Origin of the sequence: Streptomyces sp. NRRL F-2664, from assembly GCF_000719345.1 — a bacterium.
Lineage (GTDB): Bacteria > Actinomycetota > Actinomycetes > Streptomycetales > Streptomycetaceae > Streptomyces.
Genome location: NZ_JOFX01000002.1, coordinates 74912 through 92172 on the forward strand (window position 1 = coordinate 74912; position 17261 = coordinate 92172).

15 protein-coding genes, 2 tRNA genes and 1 pseudogene are annotated in these 17261 nt (G+C 71.8%); 11 read left to right on the top strand and 7 right to left on the bottom strand.

Features of this window, described 5'->3' with window-relative positions; all coding sequences use genetic code 11:
* Window positions 1–8: 8 nt before the first annotated feature.
* Together IF89_RS0102615 and IF89_RS0102620 are read left to right on the top strand one after the other, a co-directional pair.
* The gene (locus tag IF89_RS0102615; protein ID WP_030760437.1) at window positions 9–1691 is read left to right on the top strand and encodes an AMP-binding protein; all 1683 of its coding nucleotides are present in this window, start codon (window positions 9–11) and stop codon (window positions 1689–1691) included.
* A 79-nt stretch (window positions 1692–1770) separates the two neighbouring features.
* Window positions 1771–1844, top strand: a tRNA-Lys gene (locus IF89_RS0102620).
* Window positions 1845–1942: 98 nt separating this feature from the next.
* Here IF89_RS0102620 and IF89_RS0102625 read toward each other — a convergent pair.
* Window positions 1943–2701 carry an IclR family transcriptional regulator gene (locus IF89_RS0102625; protein WP_030760439.1) on the bottom strand — a complete coding sequence of 253 codons (759 nt, stop codon included), beginning with the start codon at window positions 2699–2701 and terminating at the stop codon, window positions 1943–1945.
* 251 nt (window positions 2702–2952) lie between these two features.
* On the opposite strand from IF89_RS0102625, the gene IF89_RS0102630 reads away from it, so the two are divergent.
* The 4 genes from IF89_RS0102630 (at window position 2953) to IF89_RS0102645 (ending at window position 7235) form a co-directional block, all read left to right on the top strand.
* Complete coding sequence (locus tag IF89_RS0102630) at window positions 2953–4095, top strand: LLM class flavin-dependent oxidoreductase (RefSeq protein ID WP_030760441.1); 1143 nt, start codon at window positions 2953–2955, stop codon at window positions 4093–4095.
* A 254-nt stretch (window positions 4096–4349) separates the two neighbouring features.
* The gene (locus IF89_RS0102635; RefSeq protein ID WP_030760443.1) at window positions 4350–6035 is read left to right on the top strand and encodes a glycosyl hydrolase family 18 protein; all 1686 of its coding nucleotides are present in this window, start codon (window positions 4350–4352) and stop codon (window positions 6033–6035) included.
* 158 nt (window positions 6036–6193) lie between these two features.
* A complete protein-coding gene (locus IF89_RS0102640; RefSeq protein WP_030760445.1) occupies window positions 6194–7039 on the top strand; it encodes a helix-turn-helix domain-containing protein in 846 nt (281 codons plus the stop codon).
* The gene (locus IF89_RS0102645) at window positions 7002–7235 is read left to right on the top strand and encodes a DUF397 domain-containing protein (RefSeq protein ID WP_030760446.1); all 234 of its coding nucleotides are present in this window, start codon (window positions 7002–7004) and stop codon (window positions 7233–7235) included. Before IF89_RS0102640 ends, IF89_RS0102645 begins: the two co-directional genes overlap by 38 nt.
* Window position 7236: 1 nt before the next feature.
* Here IF89_RS0102645 and IF89_RS0102650 read toward each other — a convergent pair whose 3' ends face one another.
* The gene (locus IF89_RS0102650; protein WP_030760447.1) at window positions 7237–8223 is read right to left on the bottom strand and encodes a LuxR C-terminal-related transcriptional regulator; all 987 of its coding nucleotides are present in this window, start codon (window positions 8221–8223) and stop codon (window positions 7237–7239) included.
* 265 nt (window positions 8224–8488) lie between these two features.
* Here IF89_RS0102650 and IF89_RS45785 point away from each other — a divergent pair, with 265 nt between their 5' ends.
* From IF89_RS45785 to IF89_RS37575, 4 genes are all read left to right on the top strand, one after another.
* Window positions 8489–8656, top strand: coding sequence for a hypothetical protein (locus IF89_RS45785; protein WP_158717788.1), 168 nt, complete (start codon window positions 8489–8491; stop codon window positions 8654–8656).
* A 5-nt stretch (window positions 8657–8661) separates the two neighbouring features.
* Window positions 8662–8940, top strand: a complete 279-nt coding sequence (locus tag IF89_RS0102660) for a hypothetical protein (protein WP_030760448.1) — start codon at window positions 8662–8664, stop codon at window positions 8938–8940.
* Between the two features lie 20 nt (window positions 8941–8960).
* The gene (locus tag IF89_RS0102665) at window positions 8961–10166 is read left to right on the top strand and encodes a peptidase S1 (protein ID WP_030760449.1); all 1206 of its coding nucleotides are present in this window, start codon (window positions 8961–8963) and stop codon (window positions 10164–10166) included.
* Between the two features lie 94 nt (window positions 10167–10260).
* Window positions 10261–11571 carry a hypothetical protein gene (locus IF89_RS37575; RefSeq protein ID WP_043192740.1) on the top strand — a complete coding sequence of 437 codons (1311 nt, stop codon included), beginning with the start codon at window positions 10261–10263 and terminating at the stop codon, window positions 11569–11571.
* A 72-nt stretch (window positions 11572–11643) separates the two neighbouring features.
* Here the strand turns inward: IF89_RS37575 and IF89_RS0102675 are convergent, their stop codons facing one another.
* Window positions 11644–13527, bottom strand: a complete 1884-nt coding sequence (locus IF89_RS0102675) for a putative bifunctional diguanylate cyclase/phosphodiesterase (protein ID WP_078628055.1) — start codon at window positions 13525–13527, stop codon at window positions 11644–11646.
* Between the two features lie 345 nt (window positions 13528–13872).
* On the opposite strand from IF89_RS0102675, the gene IF89_RS0102680 reads away from it, so the two are divergent.
* Entirely contained in the window at window positions 13873–15108 is a 1236-nt protein-coding gene (locus tag IF89_RS0102680; RefSeq protein ID WP_030760453.1) for a M6 family metalloprotease domain-containing protein, read from the top strand.
* A 64-nt stretch (window positions 15109–15172) separates the two neighbouring features.
* Here IF89_RS0102680 and IF89_RS0102685 read toward each other — a convergent pair.
* The 4 genes and pseudogenes from IF89_RS0102685 to IF89_RS0102700 all read right to left on the bottom strand — a co-directional run bounded on the left by IF89_RS0102685 (window position 15173) and on the right by IF89_RS0102700 (window position 17205).
* A tRNA-Lys gene (locus tag IF89_RS0102685) sits at window positions 15173–15246 on the bottom strand.
* Window positions 15237–15861: pseudogene (locus tag IF89_RS37580) on the bottom strand (bifunctional DNA primase/polymerase). Before IF89_RS37580 ends, IF89_RS0102685 begins: the two are co-directional and overlap by 10 nt.
* Before the next feature lie 146 nt (window positions 15862–16007).
* On the bottom strand, window positions 16008–16352 hold the full coding sequence (locus tag IF89_RS0102695; protein ID WP_030760456.1) for a hypothetical protein: 345 nt from the start codon (window positions 16350–16352) through the stop codon (window positions 16008–16010).
* A 271-nt stretch (window positions 16353–16623) separates the two neighbouring features.
* Window positions 16624–17205, bottom strand: a complete 582-nt coding sequence (locus tag IF89_RS0102700) for an NADPH-dependent FMN reductase (protein ID WP_030760459.1) — start codon at window positions 17203–17205, stop codon at window positions 16624–16626.
* Window positions 17206–17261 lie beyond the last annotated feature (56 nt).

Here is a 17261-nt window from a genome sequence, read left to right on the forward strand (position 1 = left end):
CCGGCGGCATGCGGACGACCACGACAGCACCCGGAACCGTCGCGGAGCTCATCGCGCGCCCCTGGGGCGACCCGCGGCCCGGCCTGATGTACGAGGACGGCGAACGGCACGTCCTCAGCCACCACCGGACCGCCCGGGAAGCCGCCGCGCGCGCCGCGCTCCTCGTGGACCTCATGCCCGCCGGGGCCGAGCCGCACCTCGGGGTCCTGCTCGACAACACCCCCGAGTTCCCGTTCTGGCTCGGCGCGGCGGCCCTCGCCGGGGCCGCCGTCGCCGGGATCAACCCGACCCGGCGCGGCCCCGAGCTGGCCCGCGACATCCTGCACACCGACTGCCGGCTCCTGATCACCGAGGCCGCCCACCTGCCGCTGCTGCGCGGCCTGGACCTGCCCGGTGTGCGCGTCCTGGTCACCGGCACCGAGGAGTACGCGGCCCTGCTCGCGCCGTACGCCGACGCCAAGCCCGGCGAAGCCGTCCTGCGCGTCCCCGCCCCCGACTCCCGCCTCCTCCTCTACTTCACCTCCGGCTCCACCGGCGCCCCCAAGGCCGCCATCTGCAGCCAGGGCCGGCTCGCCGCCGCCGGTGCGGCACTGGCGCACCGGTTCTCCGTCGGCCCGGCCGACGTGCACTACGTCTGCATGCCCCTCTTCCACGGCAACGCCGTCATCGCCGACTGGCTGCCCGCCCTCGTCGGTGGCGCCGCGGTGGCGCTGCGCCGCCGCTTCTCCGCCTCCGCGTTCCTGGACGACGCACGGGCCTACGGGGCCACGTACTTCACCTACGTCGGCCGTGCGATCCAGTACCTCCTGGCCACCGAGCCGCGCCCCGAGGACCGCTCGCACCGCCTGCGCCTCGGCTTCGGTACCGAGGCCGGGGCCGTGGATGCCGCCCGCTTCGCCGAACGCTTCGGCGTGCGCCTGGTCGAGGGCTACGGCGCCACCGAGGGCGGCGCCTCCGTCCAGCACACCCCGGACACGCCGCCGGGTGCCCTGGGCCGGGCGGGCGCGGGGGACGACCTGGCCGTGATCGACCCGAAGACGGGCCGGGAGTGCCCGCCGGCACTCCTGGACGGGGACGGCCGCCTGCTCAACGGCTCCGCCGCGATCGGCGAGCTCGTCAACCGCGGCCGCAGCTTCTTCGAGGGCTACTGGCGCAATCCGGACGCGGAGGCCGACCGCATCCGGGACGGCTGGTACTGGACGGGCGACCTCTTCTTCCGCGACCCCGCCGGCTTCCTCTACTTCGCGGGCCGCACCGACGACCGGCTCCGCGTCGACAGCGAGAACCTCGCCGCGGCGGTGATCGAGAACATCCTGGCCCGCTGGCCGGACGCGACGGCGGCGGCCGTCTACGGCGTCCCGGACGAGGTGGCCGGCGACCAGGTGATGGCGGCCCTCGCCCTCCGCGACGGCGCTGTCTTCTCCCCGGAGGCCTTCGAGGCCTTCCTCTCCTGCCAGCCGGACCTGGGCACCAAGGCGGCCCCGCGCTACGTCCGCGTCGTCCCGGAGATGCCCGTCACCGCGACGAACAAGGTCCACCGGGTGGCCCTGCGCCGCGCCGGCTTCCGCTGCGCCGACCCGGTCTGGCACCGCACCCCGGCCGGCGGCTACACCCTCCTGACCGGGCCGGCCCTCGACACCCTCCTGGCCCGCTACCGGGCCCAGGGCCGCCTCGACCTGCTTGAGCGCTGAGCCTGCACCGCCCCTCAGGCTTCCCGGCTAGTGGTTTGGAGCACCCCTGCGGACCAGGTAGTATTTTCTCTGTCAGCAGGCGCCGCTAGCTCAGTTGGTTAGAGCAGCTGACTCTTAATCAGCGGGTCCGGGGTTCGAGTCCCTGGCGGCGCACCTGTCCTTCGGGCGGTTTCCGGTTCACCGGGAACCGCCCGAAGTGTTTTCTGGGCCCGGGCCCGGGCCGACCCGAGGTCACCGGCCTGTCGGCTCCGCTAGAGCGTGAGCGACAGCAGCAGCGGTGCGGCCTTCCGGTTCAGGGTGTCGGCCGCGGCCCGCAGCCGGTGCGCGTGCTCGACCGGCATCGACAGTGCCAGGCAGCCGACCGAGGCGCCCGCCGTGATCGGGACCGCCGCGCAGACCGTGCCCACGGCGTACTCCTGCAGGTCCAGCATGGGGACGGTGGCCGGCTGGGAGTCCAGTTTGGAGAAGAGGACCCGCTCGTTCACGATCGTCTTCGACGTCAGCCGGGCGATCTTGTGCCGGGACAGGTGGTCGCGCCGCCCGTTCAGGTCGAGCTGCGTCAGCAGGCACTTGCCCACCGCGCTGGCGTGCGCGGCCGACCGGAAGTCGACCCACTCGTGGACCTTCGGGGTGCGCGGGCTGTCCGCGAACTGCGTGATCTTGACCTCGCCGTCCACGTACCGGCTGATGTAGACGGCCGCGCCGACCGAGTCGCGCAGCCTGTCGAGGGTCTCCTGGAGCTTGTCGGTCAGAGCCTGCTGGCGGTCGGTGCCGGACCCGAGCAGGACGAGGGAGTCCCCTATGGCGTAGGCGCCGTCCGCCACCTGCAGGACGTATCCCTCCCGGCGCAGCATGAGCAGCATCGGGGCGAGGTGCACTGCGGGCAGGCCGGTCTCACGCGCGATCTGCACGTCGGTCACCCCACCGGTGTGACGTGCGATCGTTTCGAGCACGCGCAGGGCGTACTGCACCGAGTGGAACGGCGCGGTCGGCTCGGGCTTCAGCGCCACGGTTTCCCCCTAGCAGGTTGTTACCGCTTGCCCTACCACGATAGCCATCAAGAGGCGCATGTGGAGCGCCTGTTGGGGAGATTGATGGCTCGATCACGTCTGCCGGCCAGGATTTATGCCAATGGCATATGCCAAGGTCACGGGCGCTTCCCTGTGACACCGGGAATGCGACACGTCCGCTCACGGTTCGAGTTCTTCGTACGGTGTCGCACGGACGTCGTGCGGACGGGGACAACGGGACGGGAGCGACGATGAGTGACACCGGAGGCGCGGGCAGGACCGCGCAGCAGGACCGCGACGGCGACGGCATCAGCAACGGCAACGGCATCCGGGGCGCCGCCCTCGGCCGGGCGCCCGTACCGCTGTCCGTCCTGGACCTCGTCACCGTCGGCGCCGGCAGCACCGCACGCGCATCCCTGCGCACCAGCGTGGCCATCGCCCGCCTCGCCGAGTCCCGCGGCTACCACCGGCACTGGGTCGCCGAGCACCACTCCATGCCCGGCGTCGCCAGCTCCTCACCGGCCGTGATCCTGGCCCACCTCGCCGCGCACACCTCCCGCATCCGGCTCGGCTCCGGCGGTGTGATGCTGCCCAACCACGCCCCGCTCGCCGTCGCCGAGCAGTTCGGCACCCTGGAGGCGCTCGCCCCGGGCCGGATCGACCTCGGGCTCGGCCGTGCCCCCGGCACCGACGGCCGCACGGCCGCCGCGCTGCGCGGGCCCGGACGCCTCGAAGAGGGCGCGGACGAGTTCCCGCGCCGGCTGGCCGAGCTGACCCGCTTCCTCGACGACGACTTCCCCGACGGCCACCCGTACGCCCGTGTCCACGCCGTCCCCGGACCGGTGCAGGGCCCGGCCGGCCGGCCGCCGCTGTGGCTGCTCGGCTCCTCCGGCTTCAGCGCGCAGCTCGCCGGCGAGCTCGGGCTGCCGTTCGCCTACGCCCACCACTTCTCCGCCGCCGGCACCCTGCCCGCGCTCGACCTGTACCGCCGCAGCTTCCGGCCCTCGGCCGTCCTCGACGCCCCCTATGCCGTCATCGGGGTCTCGGCGCTCGCCGCCGACACCGACGAGGAGGCGCGCGCCCAGGTGCGCACCGGCGCGCTGTCGATGCTGCGGCTGCGCACCGGGCGCCCGGGACTGGTGCCCACGCCCGAGGAGGCGACGGCGTACCCGTACACCCCGCTGGAGCGGGAGTTCGTGGACGGCTGGCTCGCGAACATCGTCCACGGCACCTCCGACGCGGTCGCCGAGGGTCTCGACGCCCTCGCGAAGCGCACCGGCGCGGACGAGTTGATGCTGACCGCCAACGCGCACAGCGGGGCGGCCCGGCTGCGTTCCTACGAGCTCGTCGCGGACGCGTACGGCATGCCGACGGAGATACCCGACGCCGACTGACCGCGTGAGAACGGGGTTTGGCTGGTTCCTTGCCGAAACCTTGCGGGAGCGTGTCTCAAGGGAACCTTAAACCGCTCGTCACCCGGGGTGGCGGGCGGTTTCTGATGTGCGCTCAGGTCTCTGACTTGGGGAAATGTGTCGGGAGTGGTCTAGTCCTTCTTTGGTCCGAACCATTGACGGGGCGTTGCGGTGATCGCTATCACTGCTTCCACCTGAACTTCCGCACTCTCCTCCCACCCCCCCGGAGGCAGTTCATGCCCATCCGTAAACCCCTCGTCGCGGCCGCCGCCACGGCCGCGCTGGCAGCCGGAGCGCTTGCCTCCTTCGCGGGACTCGGCACGGCCCAGGCCGCCGGCACCGCCACCGGAGCGGCGGCGGGCGGCGTCCGTATCGCCTACTACGACCAGTGGAGCGTGTACGGCAACGCCTTCTACCCCAAGCACCTCGACACCCGGGGCATAGCGGGCAAGCTGGACGTCATCAACTACTCGTTCGGCAACATCCACCCCACCGAGCTCACCTGCTTCGAGGCGAACAAGGCGGCCGGCGACGACAACAACCCCAACGCCGGTGACGGCGCGGGCGACTCCTACGCCGACTACCAGAAGTCCTTCGGCGCGGCCGACAGCGTGGACGGCGTCGCCGACACGTGGAACCAGCCGATCGTGGGCGTCTTCAACCAGTTCAAGGAACTGAAGGCCAAGTACCCCCACCTGAAGATCAACATCTCTCTCGGCGGCTGGACGTACTCCAAGTACTTCCACGACGCCGCCAAGACCGACGCCTCCCGCAAGAAGTTCGTCGCCTCCTGCATCAAGCAGTACATCAAGGGCGACCTCCCGGTGGAGGGCGGCTTCGGCGGCCCCGGCACCGCGGCCGGCATCTTCGACGGCATCGACATCGACTGGGAGTACCCGGGCTCCGCCGGCGGCCACCTCGGCAACCACTACGGCCCCGAGGACAAGCAGAACTTCACCCTGCTGCTCCAGGAGTTCCGCAAGCAGCTCGACGCCGAGGGCGCGGCCGCCGGCGGCAAGAAGTACATGCTGACCGCGGCCCTGCCGGCCGGCCAGGACAAGATCAAGTACATCGAGACCGACAAGATCGGCCAGTACTTGGACTACGCCAACATCATGACGTACGACATGCACGGCGCCTGGGACGGCGACGGGCCGACGTACCACCAGTCGCCGCTGTACCCGTCCGCGGCCGACCCGACCGACCCGATCGCGCCGGGCACCGAGAAGTACAGCATCGACAATGCCATCGACTCCTGGATCGACGGCAATCCGGCCTACGGCATCGCCGGCGGCTTCCCGGCCAACAAGCTGACGCTGGGCTACGAGTTCTACTACCGCGGCTGGAAGGGCGTCCCGGCCGGCACCACCCACGGCCTCGCCCAGACCGCGACCGGCGGCTCCGCCGCGCGACCGCTCAGCCAGCAGGCGGGCATCGCGCACTACAAGGAGCTCGGCGGCATCGTCGACAACGCGGCGACCACCTTCTGGGACGACCAGTCGAAGTCCTCGTACTTCTACAAGGACGGCGAGTTCTTCACCGGCCTGAACCAGAAGTCCATCCAGGCCCGGGTCGACTACGGCAAGCAGCGCGGCCTGGCCGGCGCGATGATGTACTCCCTGCTCGGCCTGGACAACAACGCCACGCTGCTCGGCCAGATCTCCGACGCCCTGGGCGGCACCACGGTCCCGCCGACCACGCCTCCCACGACGCCGCCGACCACCCCGCCGACGACGCCTCCCACGACGCCGCCCACCACGGGCTGCGGCTCGACCCCGGCCTACGTCGCGGGCACGGTCTACACCGCCGGCAACGAGGTCTCCCACAACGGCCGCAAGTACCGGGCCCAGTGGTGGACGCAGAACGAGACGCCGGGCACCACCGGTGAATGGGGTGTCTGGAAGGACCTCGGCGCCTGCTGATCTCCCCCCACCCCGCGCCGAGCGACGCCCCCGCCCCGTCCCCTCTCCCAGGGGCGGGGCGGAGGTGTGTGACATGGTTGCCGAATTCCGGACACCGGGCCGCAGCGGTGTCGTTACGCTCGGCCACAAGCCCGTTTCCCGCTCGGGGGTGCCGTCCCATGGTCCTGGCCCGCGACATCGATCCCAGCGCCTCGCCGCTGGACTACTACAGCTACGAGCTGCGCCGCCTGAGAGAAGAGGCGGGCCTGAAGCAGGCCGAGCTGGGCGCGATCATCTTCTGCACCGGCTCGCTGATCGGCATGGTCGAAAACGGCCGCCGCGTCCCGACCAGGGATTTCTCGGAACGACTGGACGCCGCCCTCGGTACGGACGGTCACTTCTCCCGCCTGGTCGGCCTCGTCCTGCGCAGCGTCCTGCCGACGTGGTTCCAGGCGTATGCGGAGATGGAGGCGCGGGCCGCGTTCATCTCCACCTTCCAGGCGCAAGTGGTCTACGGGCTGCTCCAGACGGAGGCGTACGCGAAGGCCCTTCTCAGCGTGGAGTACCCGGAGCGGGTCGACGAGATCGTGGCGGCGCGCATGGATCGGCAGCGCATCCTCGCACGCGCAGTGCCACCCGTACTGCTGGTGGTCCTGGACGAGGCGCTGCTGCACCGCAACGTCGGCGGTCGAGAGGTGATGCGGGAGCAGCTGGCGCACCTGCTGACGTTCACCGACCGGTCCTGGATCCAGCTCCAGGTCCTGCCCTTCACGGCCGGTGAACACGCTGCCATGACCGGCTCGTTCAACCTGCTGCGCTTCGACAACGACCCGGATCTCTTCTACACCGAGAGCTACGACTCGGGCCGGATGACCGCCAATCCGCAAGTGATCAGGGAACGTTCCTTCGGATACGCTCGATTGCAAGCCGCAGCCCTCTCACCTGAGGATTCGGCCCTTCTGATCGCACGCGTAATGGAGGAACGCTATGGGGACCAGTGTGAACCTGGGCGTGCAGTGGCGTAAGTCGTCCTACAGCAGCACCAACGGCGGGGACTGCGTCGAGTGCGCGCCCCTCGGCAGAGCCGCATGGCGCAAGGCTTCGTACAGCGGTAGCCACGGCATGCCCGGCAGGGTCGCGGTGCGGGACTCCAAGCATCCCGACGGGCCCGCCTTCACCGTCGGGGCGGAGGCCTTCGCCGCCTTCGTCCGGAGCGTCTGACTCACAGCCAGCCCTGCTGGGCCGCCTTGAGGCCCGCTTCGAAGCGGCTCGTGGCGTGGAGGCGTTCCATCAGTGCGGACATCTGCCGTCGGACGGTGCGCAGCGACACCCCGAGCCGCTTGCCGGCGGCTTCGTCGGTCATGCCGGAGGCCAGCAGCTTCAGCAGCTCCAGTTCGGCCGCGCTCGGGCGGGAGCCGTCCGTACGGCCCCGGTCCGCGCCCAGCGGTACGGCCGCCTGCCACGTCTGCTCGAACAGGGTGACCAGGGACGCCACGATCCCCGGAGCGCTCGTGCACAGGGCGCCCAGGCGTGAGTTCGCGGGGTCGATCGGGACGACGGCCACCGTGCGGTCGAAGACCAGCAGGCGCGGCGGCAGCAGCGGGCTCGTGCGGACCTGGCCGCCCTGCTCGGTGAGCCAGCGGGCGTAGGCCAGGGTCGCCGGATCGTTGCGGGCGCTGTCCTGGTAGACCGAGCGCATCTCGATGCCGCGGCCCAGCGCCCGCTCGTCGAGGGGCCGGGAGGACTCCAGGCTGGCCTCGGACAGGGCGCCGCCCGGCAGGATCGCCAAACACTCGCGCTCCAGCCCGTGGGCGAGCTGTTCGAGCCGGCTCTGGATGGCGTCCATGCCCACCAGGCGTTCCGCGCCGTCGACTTCGGTGTTCGGGCGCAGCTCCGCGAACTCGGACACGACCTGTGCCGCCGCCGCCTTGCTGCGGGCCAGCTCCTCCTGCTGCCGGGCGAGTTCCTCCTCCTGGCGGCGCAGCAGCAGCTCCAGGCCCAGCTCCGGCCGGACCGCCCGCAGGGCGCCCGGACAGTCGCGGGACGGTCTCAGCAGGTCCAGGTCGACCAGCCGGTCCAAGCCGTCGCGTACCTGCGCCTCGGTGAGGCCGAGACGGGCGGCCAGCTCGGCGACCCCGCCCGACGGGTCGGCCAGCATCCCCCGGTACACGGTTTCCACCTCGGCCCCGAGACCCAATGCCTGCAGCAAGTCCACGCCCCCCAGCGCTACTTCGGCCGCCCCGGCGGGCCGCCGCCACCGTGATCGTAGGCGATGCCTGGCACCAAGGTGCCAGGCCTTTTGGTGCCAGGTGGAAACCCTTCTTCACCGCCCGCCCGGGCAGCAACATGGTGATCACCGGAACGGCGGGGGCAAGAGCCCCCGGCTCGGGCCAGAGCCTCAAGGACGATCCGGTACAGCGCGCAGCACACCGCACCGCCCGGACCACCACCAGCACCTGACCTCGGGGGAAACCATGTCCCGCACCGCCCGCCTCGCCGCTGCCGCCGCCGCCTTCGCCGCACTCTGCGCCGCCGCCGTCACCGTCACGGTCGCTCCCGCCGAAGGCAGCCGCACCAGCGTCGCCGGCATCGGCGCAGACGCGCTCCCGGCGGGCGCCGCCGGCAGCATCAACTGGGACTAGCCCCCGTGCGCGTCGTCCGGGCTGCCCTCTCCGGCCCGCGCCAGGATCCCGACCACCGCCGCGGCGGGCTCGCGCTCCTCTCCGATCTGATCTGGGCCCACGCCGAGGCCGCACACGGGTTGGAGCACGTACGGGCCAAGGCCGCCGACCACGGCGTCGACCTCTACCTCTTCCTGCGTGCCGCCACCGAGGCCGCCGCCCTGGACCAGGCCCGCGCCCTCCTCTCCGGCGCCCGCGGCCCCCTGCGCGCCCACGGCTACCGCGCCGCCGAACCACACCGCTGACGCCCTCACGAAGGAACACCGTGACCACCACCCTCCGCCGGGCCGCCCGCACGACCGCGGCCGCCGCCCTGTCCAGCGCCCTCGGAGCCGGACTGCTCACCGCCGCCGCGGTCGCCGCCGCCCCCGCGGCGCAGGCCGCGACCACGTGCAGCGGTACCGCGTCCCTCTACGGCGTCCTCCCCGACGGCCGGTTCACCTTCAGCACCATCACGCCCGCCACCGGCGACCTGAAGAAGGTGCTCGTCGGGGCCGACCTGGGCTTCGAGCCCAAGGCCATGGCCACCCTGAACTTCAACACCGTCCTCGTCACCTCGACGACCGGCGCGCTCTACCGCCTCGACGTGCTCACCAACAACACCTCGCTCGTCCTGGAGCGCCCGCCCGTCAAGCTCTTCGACAGCGGCTGGACCCACGACAAGCTCACCTACGACGGTCACGGCCACCTGTACGGCACGGCCGGGGGCATGCTGCTGCAGTACCTGGTCTCCCAGCCCAAGCCGACCGGCTCGGCGCACATCGGGCAGCGCAAGGAGATCGGCACCGGTTTCGTCCTGAAGACCCTCACGGCCGCCGGGGACGACCGGCTCCTGGCGACCACTTCGGCCGGCGCCCTGCACTCGTACAAGATCAACGGTGACGGCAGCTGGGACCGCGACGACCTCAAGTCCTCCGGCTGGTCCGCCTTCGACCAGGTCGTCTCACCCGGCGGCGGCCTCTACTACGGCCGGATCGCCACCACCGGCGCCATGTACTGGTACAAGGACGCCGACCCGGCCGACGGCTCGGGCACCGACATCGCCCACCACAACGACAGCCCCGTCAACACGGGCGGCTGGACCCAGCAGTTGCTCTCCGCACAGCCGGCGACCTTCCACTGCACCACCACCGCGGACCCGCTCGACGGCCGGGACATCCCCGCGGTGAAGGCGGCCGGGCGCGACCTGATGAACAAGCACGACGGCGGCGCCTGGAACAGCTCCACCCAGTGGAACTGCCTGGAGCAGCTGTGGGACAAGGAGAGCGGCTGGCGCTACTGGGCCGACAACCCGAACTCCACCGCCTACGGCATCCCGCAGGCACTGCCCGGCTCCAAGATGGACGCCTTCGGCGACGACTGGCGCACCAACCCCGTCACGCAGATCAAGTGGGGCCTGTCCTACATCGACGGCCGCTACGGCACGCCCTGCGGCGCCTGGAACCACTTCCTGAACAACAACTGGTACTGAGCCGCAGTTCCCGCCGCGCCGTACCGACCCTTCCTTCCCGACTTCCTCCAGCCCGACGCGCGTACGTCCGGGCTGCCCCGAACCGGAGACACCCATGCTCTCGTCGTCCCTCAAGCGCCGCCTCGCCGCCGCCCTCGCCGTCGGTGCCACCACCGCCGGCCTGGTCACCGTGTCCTCGGCGCCGGCCCAGGCCGCCGCCATCTGCGGCGGCGACGTGTCCGTCTACGGAACCCTCCCCGACGGACGGCTCACGTACACGGCGATATCCCCGAACACCGGAGACCGCGTCAAGACGCTGATCGGCGCGAACCTCGGCTTCACGCCGAAGGCCATGGCCACCCTCAACTTCAACACCGTCCTGGTCACCTCGACGGCAGGCGAGCTGTACCGCGTCGACATCCAGACCAACGACAACGCCCTGGCCCTGGCCGGGGTCACGAAGATCTGGGACGGCGGCTGGACCTTCGACAAGATGACCTACGACGGCGCGGGCCACCTCTACGGCACCGTCGACGGTCAGCTCCACCGGTACAACGTCTCCCAGGCCAAGCCCAGCGGACCCGACCACATCGCCAAGCACGTGGTGATCGACGACGGCTTCGTCCTCAAGACCCTCGCCGCGGCCGGCGACGACGTCCTCGTCGCCAGCACGGCGGACGGCAGGCTGCTCTCGTACCAGATCAACGGCGTCGGCGACTGGGAGAGTTCGCAGCTCAAGGGCAGCGGGTGGTCGGCGGTCGACAGCCTGGTCTCGCCCGGCGGCGGCCTCTACTACGGCCGGACGAACGGCGGCATGTACTGGTACCACGACGCCGACCCGACCGACGGCAAGGGCGACGACATCGCCTACCACCCCGGCGACCCGGTCGACGCGAGCGGCTGGACCCAGACCCTGCTCTCCGCCTTCGCGGGCGACTGCACCTACCGCCCGCCGGCCCCGCCCACCCCCACCCCCTCCACCAGGGGCGGCCAGATCACCCGCAGCGAGATCATGAGCCGCGCCGTGAACTGGCTGGGCCGCGACATCCCCTACAGCCAGAGCGCGTACGCCTCCGACCCGGACGGCGACCACACCTACCGCACCGACTGCTCGGGCTTCATCTCCATGGCCTGGCACGCCGCCAGCAGCTACACGACCGCCAGCCTGCCGAGCGTGAGCACCACCATCTCCAAGTCCGACCTCCAGCCCGGTGATGCGCTGAACACCTCCAGCGGGCACGTGGTGCTCTTCGAGAAGTGGATCGACAAGGGCGCCGGGAAGTTCTCGTACATCCACGAGTCCAACCCCAACGACGACATGATGCGCGGCCAGGACTACCTCAACGGCGGCAGCGACGGCCGCATCGCCGGCCACGCCGCCTCGGGCTACGTCGCCCTGCGCTACGACAACGTCGTCAGCGGCTGATCCGTACCGCTCCACCCGCACGGCGAAGGCCGGCCCGCCCCGAGCGGTCCGGCCTCCCGGCGTCGTCGCCGGTCAGACCAGCGGGTGCGGGGCCGGCTCGTCGGGCAGAGGGGCCGCGGTCGGGCCGGCCTCCACCCGGCGGCCGATCATGCGGGCGATGACGTCCGGAGCCACCGCGCGGGAGTACAGCCAGCCCTGGCCCGTGTCGCAGCCGACGCGGCGCAGGCGGGCCGCCTGGCCCGCGGTCTCCACGCACTCCGCCGTCACCGTGAGGCCCAGCCGGTGCGCGAGCTGGACCAGGGCCTCGACGATGGTCTCGTCGGCCGGGTTCGGGTGCGCGCCGTCGTCGTAGCGGAAGCCCCGGACGAAGGAGCCGTCCAGCTTCAGCACCGAGACCGGAAGCCGGCTGAGGTAGGCCAGGTTCGAGTAGCCGGTGCCGAAGTCGTCGATGGCGATGCGGACCCCCATGTCGCTGAGCGCCTGGAGGGCCTGCAGGGGCCGTCCGGCCGAGCCCATCACCGCCGATTCGGTCAGTTCCAGCTGGAGCAGCTGCGGCGCAAGGCCCGTCTCCGCGAGGATCTCCGCGACGTCGCCGACCAGGTCGGAGTCCCACACCTGCCGGACGGCGACGTTGACGGACACGAAGACCGGTGCGTCGCTGGGCTGTTCGATCTGCCAGCGCCGGGCCTGCCGGCACGCGGTGCGCAGCACCCACTGGCCCAGCTGGACGATGGACCCGTCCTCCTCGGCGATACCGATGAACCGATTCGGCGTGAGCGTGCCGAACTGCGGGTGGTTCCAGCGCACCAATGCCTCGACCCCGCGCAGTGCACCGCTCTCCAGGTCCACCAGCGGCTGGTACTCCAGCGCGAACTCGTCCCGTTCCACGGCCGGCCGCAGCGTCGAGGACAGGGCCTGGCGGGTCATGCGGTGCGCGTTGCGCTCCGGGTCGAAGAGGGTCCAGCGGGCCTTGCCGTCCGCCTTGGCCCAGTACAGGGTCGTGTCGGCGGCCTGCATCAGCCCGGTCGCCGAGGTGCCCTCCGCGGCCCGTTCCACCACGCCGATGGACGCGGACACCGACAGCCGCTGCCCGGCCAGGTCGAACGGCTCCTGCACGGCGGCCAGTACGCTGCGCGCCAGGTCGGCGAGCTGCTCGGTGCCGGTGGAGTCCTCCACGAGCAGGGCGAACTCGTCGCCGCCGAGCCGTGCGACGAGGTGGCCGCCGGTGCGCCCGTAGCCGGACTGGTCGGCGCACTGGGTGAGCCGGGCGGCGACGGCCGTCAGCAGCCGGTCGCCGACGCGGTGGCCGAGGGTGTCGTTGACGGCCTTGAAGCCGTCGAGGTCCAGGTAGCACAGGCCGATCCGGCCGGTGCCGCCGCCGTGCTCGTAGGAGGACGCCTCCAGGGCGGCGGAGAGCCGCTCGAAGAACAGCGCCCGGTTCGGCAGGCGCGTGACCGGGTCGTGCATCTGGAGGTGGCGGAGGCGGGCCTGGAGGTCGCGCCGGTCGCTGATGTCGGAGACGGAGAGCAGGACGTTCCCGGTGCCGGGGACGGGCCCCAGCGTCACCTCGGTCCACAACGAGTGCCCGTCGGGGTGCTTCAGGCGGCGCGTGCAGCGCAGGCGGGCCTGCCGGCCGCGCAGGACCTCCTGGTACGCGGCCCAGGTGCGGGCCTCCGCGGCCAGGTCCACCAGGTCGGCGGCGCACCGGTGGACCAGGGCGTGCGGCTCGCTGCCGAGCAGGCCGGCGAAGGCCTGGTTGGCGGTGACGACGTGGCCCTCGCGGTCCACGACCGCCATGGCGAGGTGGGCCGCGTTGAACGCGGCCCGGTAGTCGCGCAGATCGGAATCGGCGCGAGGGGATGCCGACGGCCCTGCCGGCACTGACGGGTGACGCTCCGTAATGGCCGATCGGATGCCGTCGGCCGCCGAACCGGTTCCTTCTGAGGTTCCGCTCACCGTTGGCCCCGCAGTGTTCGTGAGTGTCCGTGCAGGAAAGTGTGCCGATCATAGAGGCTGCCGGGAGGCCCTATCCAGCGGCGTCACCGGTTGGGACGCGGCAGTTCGGCGTGATGACGGATCGTCGGACGAAGATCGCGTGATCGTTTCTGCGCGGCTGTGAGCGGGAGAACACCCCTGCTGATCTCGGGTGATCGGTCGTGACGTTCTGTAGGCAGGCGCGTGAAGCCCGGGGGTCACCGGCTTGCCGCAGTGCTCACTCGTGTGGGGCACCGGAACAGGGCATTAGTAAGACAATCGCCTCAAGGTGGCTAAACAGGTACGAATCCACCACCGGAGGTCGATGTGACGCGACAGCAGACACCCGGGGGAGTGGACCGCTCTCGCGTCCGAAGTACCGCCGCGGCCCTCACTTCCCTCACGGCGCTGGCCGCCATGTCGCTCGTCGCGGGTCCCGCGGTGGCAGACTCCGGCGCCGGGCCCTGCGCGCTGACGCGCACGGGAGCGCACCACTCACTCGGTCTGGACACCTGGAACGGCGCCTATCCCAAGCCGGAACGCACGCTCGACGCGGTCATGGTCTTCCTCTCCTTCCCCGACCACCGCAGCACGGTGACGCCGGAGCTGCTCACCCGCGACTACTTCCCGGCCACCAGCGATTTCTTCGAGCAGGCCTCGTACGGGCGGTTCCGCCTCGTCCCGCACCCGCAGAAGCAGTGGGTCCGGATGCCGCGGCCGTCCACCGCGTACGGGATAAAGCGCGACTGGGCCCCCGGCGACCGGGCCGCCTACCTGCGCGACGCCGTCGCCGCCGCCGACGCGCAGGTGGACTTCGGCAAATACGACATCGTCTACTTCGTCGCCGACCCGGACGCGCCCGGGGTGGACTCCGACGCCACGAAGGTCGTGAACTTCGACCGTCCGATCGCCGCGGACGGTGCCGAGCTGCGGCGGATCGTCACCGTCTTCGAGCGCCACCCCCCGGACCGCAACGTGCTGGCCCACGAGACCGGGCACGTCTTCGACCTGCCGGACCTCTACCACCGGCCCACGGACGGCAAGGGCGACTGGGACACCTACGTCGGGGACTGGGACGTCATGGGCAGCCAGTTCGGCCTGTCGCCCGACCTCTTCGCCTGGCACAAGTGGAAGCTGGGCTGGCTGGACGCCTCCCAGGTGGACTGCGTGCAGTCGGGCTCGTCGCTGCACACCCTGCAGCCGCTGGGCCAGGCCCCGCCGAGCGGCGGCACGGGCGGCACCCGCCTCGCGGTGGTCCGGACCGGGCCCGGCAGCGCGATCGCCGTCGAGGCACGGGGCTCGTCCGGCAACGACGGCGACACCTGCACCGAGGGCGTCCTCGTCTACCGGGTACGCAACGAGGCGGCCTCCGGTGGCGGCCCCATCGAGGTGCTGGACGCCCACCCGGCGACGGAGGCGTGCTGGGACCGCTCGGTCTACCCGCCGCTGGCGGACGCGCCGCTGGACGTCGGCGAGACGTTCACGGTCCCGGGGGAGCGGATCACCATCGAGGTCGCCGACCGCACGCGGTCCGGCGCGTACACGGTGAAGATCACGACGTGACGGCGTGACGCAACGGCGCAACGAAGAAGGCCCCCCACTCGCGTGGGAGGCCTTCTTCCGTCTGTGCGCCGCCAGGGACTCGAACCCCGGACCCGCTGATTAAGAGTCAGCTGCTCTAACCAACTGAGCTAGCGGCGCTTGCTGACGAGGAAGACATTAGCAGGAGGACCCGCGGAACGAAAAATCGATATCCCCAGGTCCTGCCGGTGCTGCGGTGCGGGCCGCCCGTACGAAGGCCCAGAGCAGCGCCTCGGGCCCCGGGAGCCAGGGCTCCCGGGCGTCGGGGGCCACCAGCCATCGGGACGGGCCGGGACCGGCGGCGAGCGGCGGCACCGTGACCGCGTCGCCGCGGCCGTGGCACAGGGGCGCCGGGGCGGACCGGGCGGCGCCCCACTCCTCCCACGCCAGCAGGACGGGCAGCCGGTGCGCGGTGCCGGGGGCGGCGAAGAGCAGCATCCGACCGCGGTGCACGGCCACCGGGCCGGAGCCGGGGCCTTCGGACCACAGCAGGTCCAGGACGCGCCGGCCGAGGACGAGCGGGACGTTGACGACGTCGAAGGCGCGCCCGCAGGGCAGGGTGGCCTGCAGGCCGGGCCGGGCCTCCCACAGCGCGAGGGTGCGGCGCGGGTGGGCGGAGGCCGAGGTGAGCCAGGCGGCGCCCTGCGGGGTGACGTGGGTGGCGGGCGCGGTGCGCGGGTGCTGCACACGCGGGGTGCGGGCGGTGCAGCCGTGGGCCGTCGTCAGCGTCGTCATATGCCAAGGTCTACCCGCCGTAGCGGACCGAACCCTGCGAGTTACCGAAAATCGGGACAGGCGGGTCCCGCCTGGAGTATCTTGCGCCCCGCATATGCCGCTTTCGCGCAGACCGCTCCGCCGCACCCGGGTGCGCGGCGCCGGGCCTACGCCAGGTCGGCGCGGCCGTGCTGGAGGCTCTGGCCGAACTCGATCATCTTGCGGGCGTAGTCCTCGGTCCACTCCGCCCGGTCGGCGATGGCCGCGGGAGTGAGCCGGTCGAAGCGCCGCGCGTCCGCCAGCTGGGCCGCGGCCAGGGCCTGGAACTCCATCGCCCGCTCCTGCGCCGCCCGGAAGGCGACGGTCAGCTCGGTCGCACGCGCCAGCAGCTCGCGCGGGTCCTCGATGGACTCCAGGTCGAAGAAGTGCTCCGGGTCCGCCACGGCCTCCGAGGGCTCGAAGAGCAGCGGCGCCGGCCGCAGCCGCCGCTCGGTCCGCTCGGGCTCTGACATCCCTGTCCTCCTGCTGCGCGTGCGAAAGCGTTCCCGGCCACCGTCCATTGTCCAATGCCCCGCAAGGGCGCGCGCCGACGGCCTGGAACACCTGTACGGCCGGTGAGGTGCGCGGGCAGCCGGGCGGGCCGAGTGGCGGGGGAGTCGCTCACGCGCTCGGGCGGCGCCGGTTGGCTGCCCGGCGGCCGCGCTGACCGGCCGTCAGCCCCGCTCCGGCGCACGCCCTCCCGGCCGCAGGTCGCGCCCCCGCGCGCGAGGGCCGGTGGCCCGCTCAGACGGTGACGGCCTGCGCCGCGCGCTCCTCGGCGCGCTGCGCCGCCAGTTCGGCCACCTCGGCCAGGACGGCGGCCAGCTCGTCCGCGAGCGTCTCGGGGGCCTCGAAGCCCTCGGCCCCGATGAGCTTCGGAATGCCCGGGATCGCGACGGAGTGCTCGGCGGGCAGCATCCCGAGGCGGGTCAGGACCGGCAGCAGCATCTCGGCGGCCGGGGCGCCGCCGGTGGGGCCGGCGCTGTAGCTGACGATCCCGACCGGCTTGCCCTTCCACTCGTTGTAGAGGAAGTCGAGGGCGTTCTTGAAGGGCGCGGTGAACCCGCCGTTGTACATCGGCATCACGAAGAGGAAGGCGTCGGCCGAGTCGACCAGCGCGCTCCAGTCGCGGGTGTGCTGGTGGGCGTAGTTGCCGGTGGAGGCGTATTCGGGCTCGTCCAGGAAGGGCAGCGCCACCTCGGCCAGGTCGACGGCGGTGACGTCGAAGCCGCCGTGGGCGCGGGCCCGGTCGGTGACCCACTGGGCGAGCGGGCGGCCGGACGAGGTGGGGCGGGTGGCGGCGGAGACGACGTGCAGGCGGGTCATGGTGTCGGGTTCCCCGTTCGGTGTGCTTGTTGATGTGTCACCTAAGGAAAGCGTTA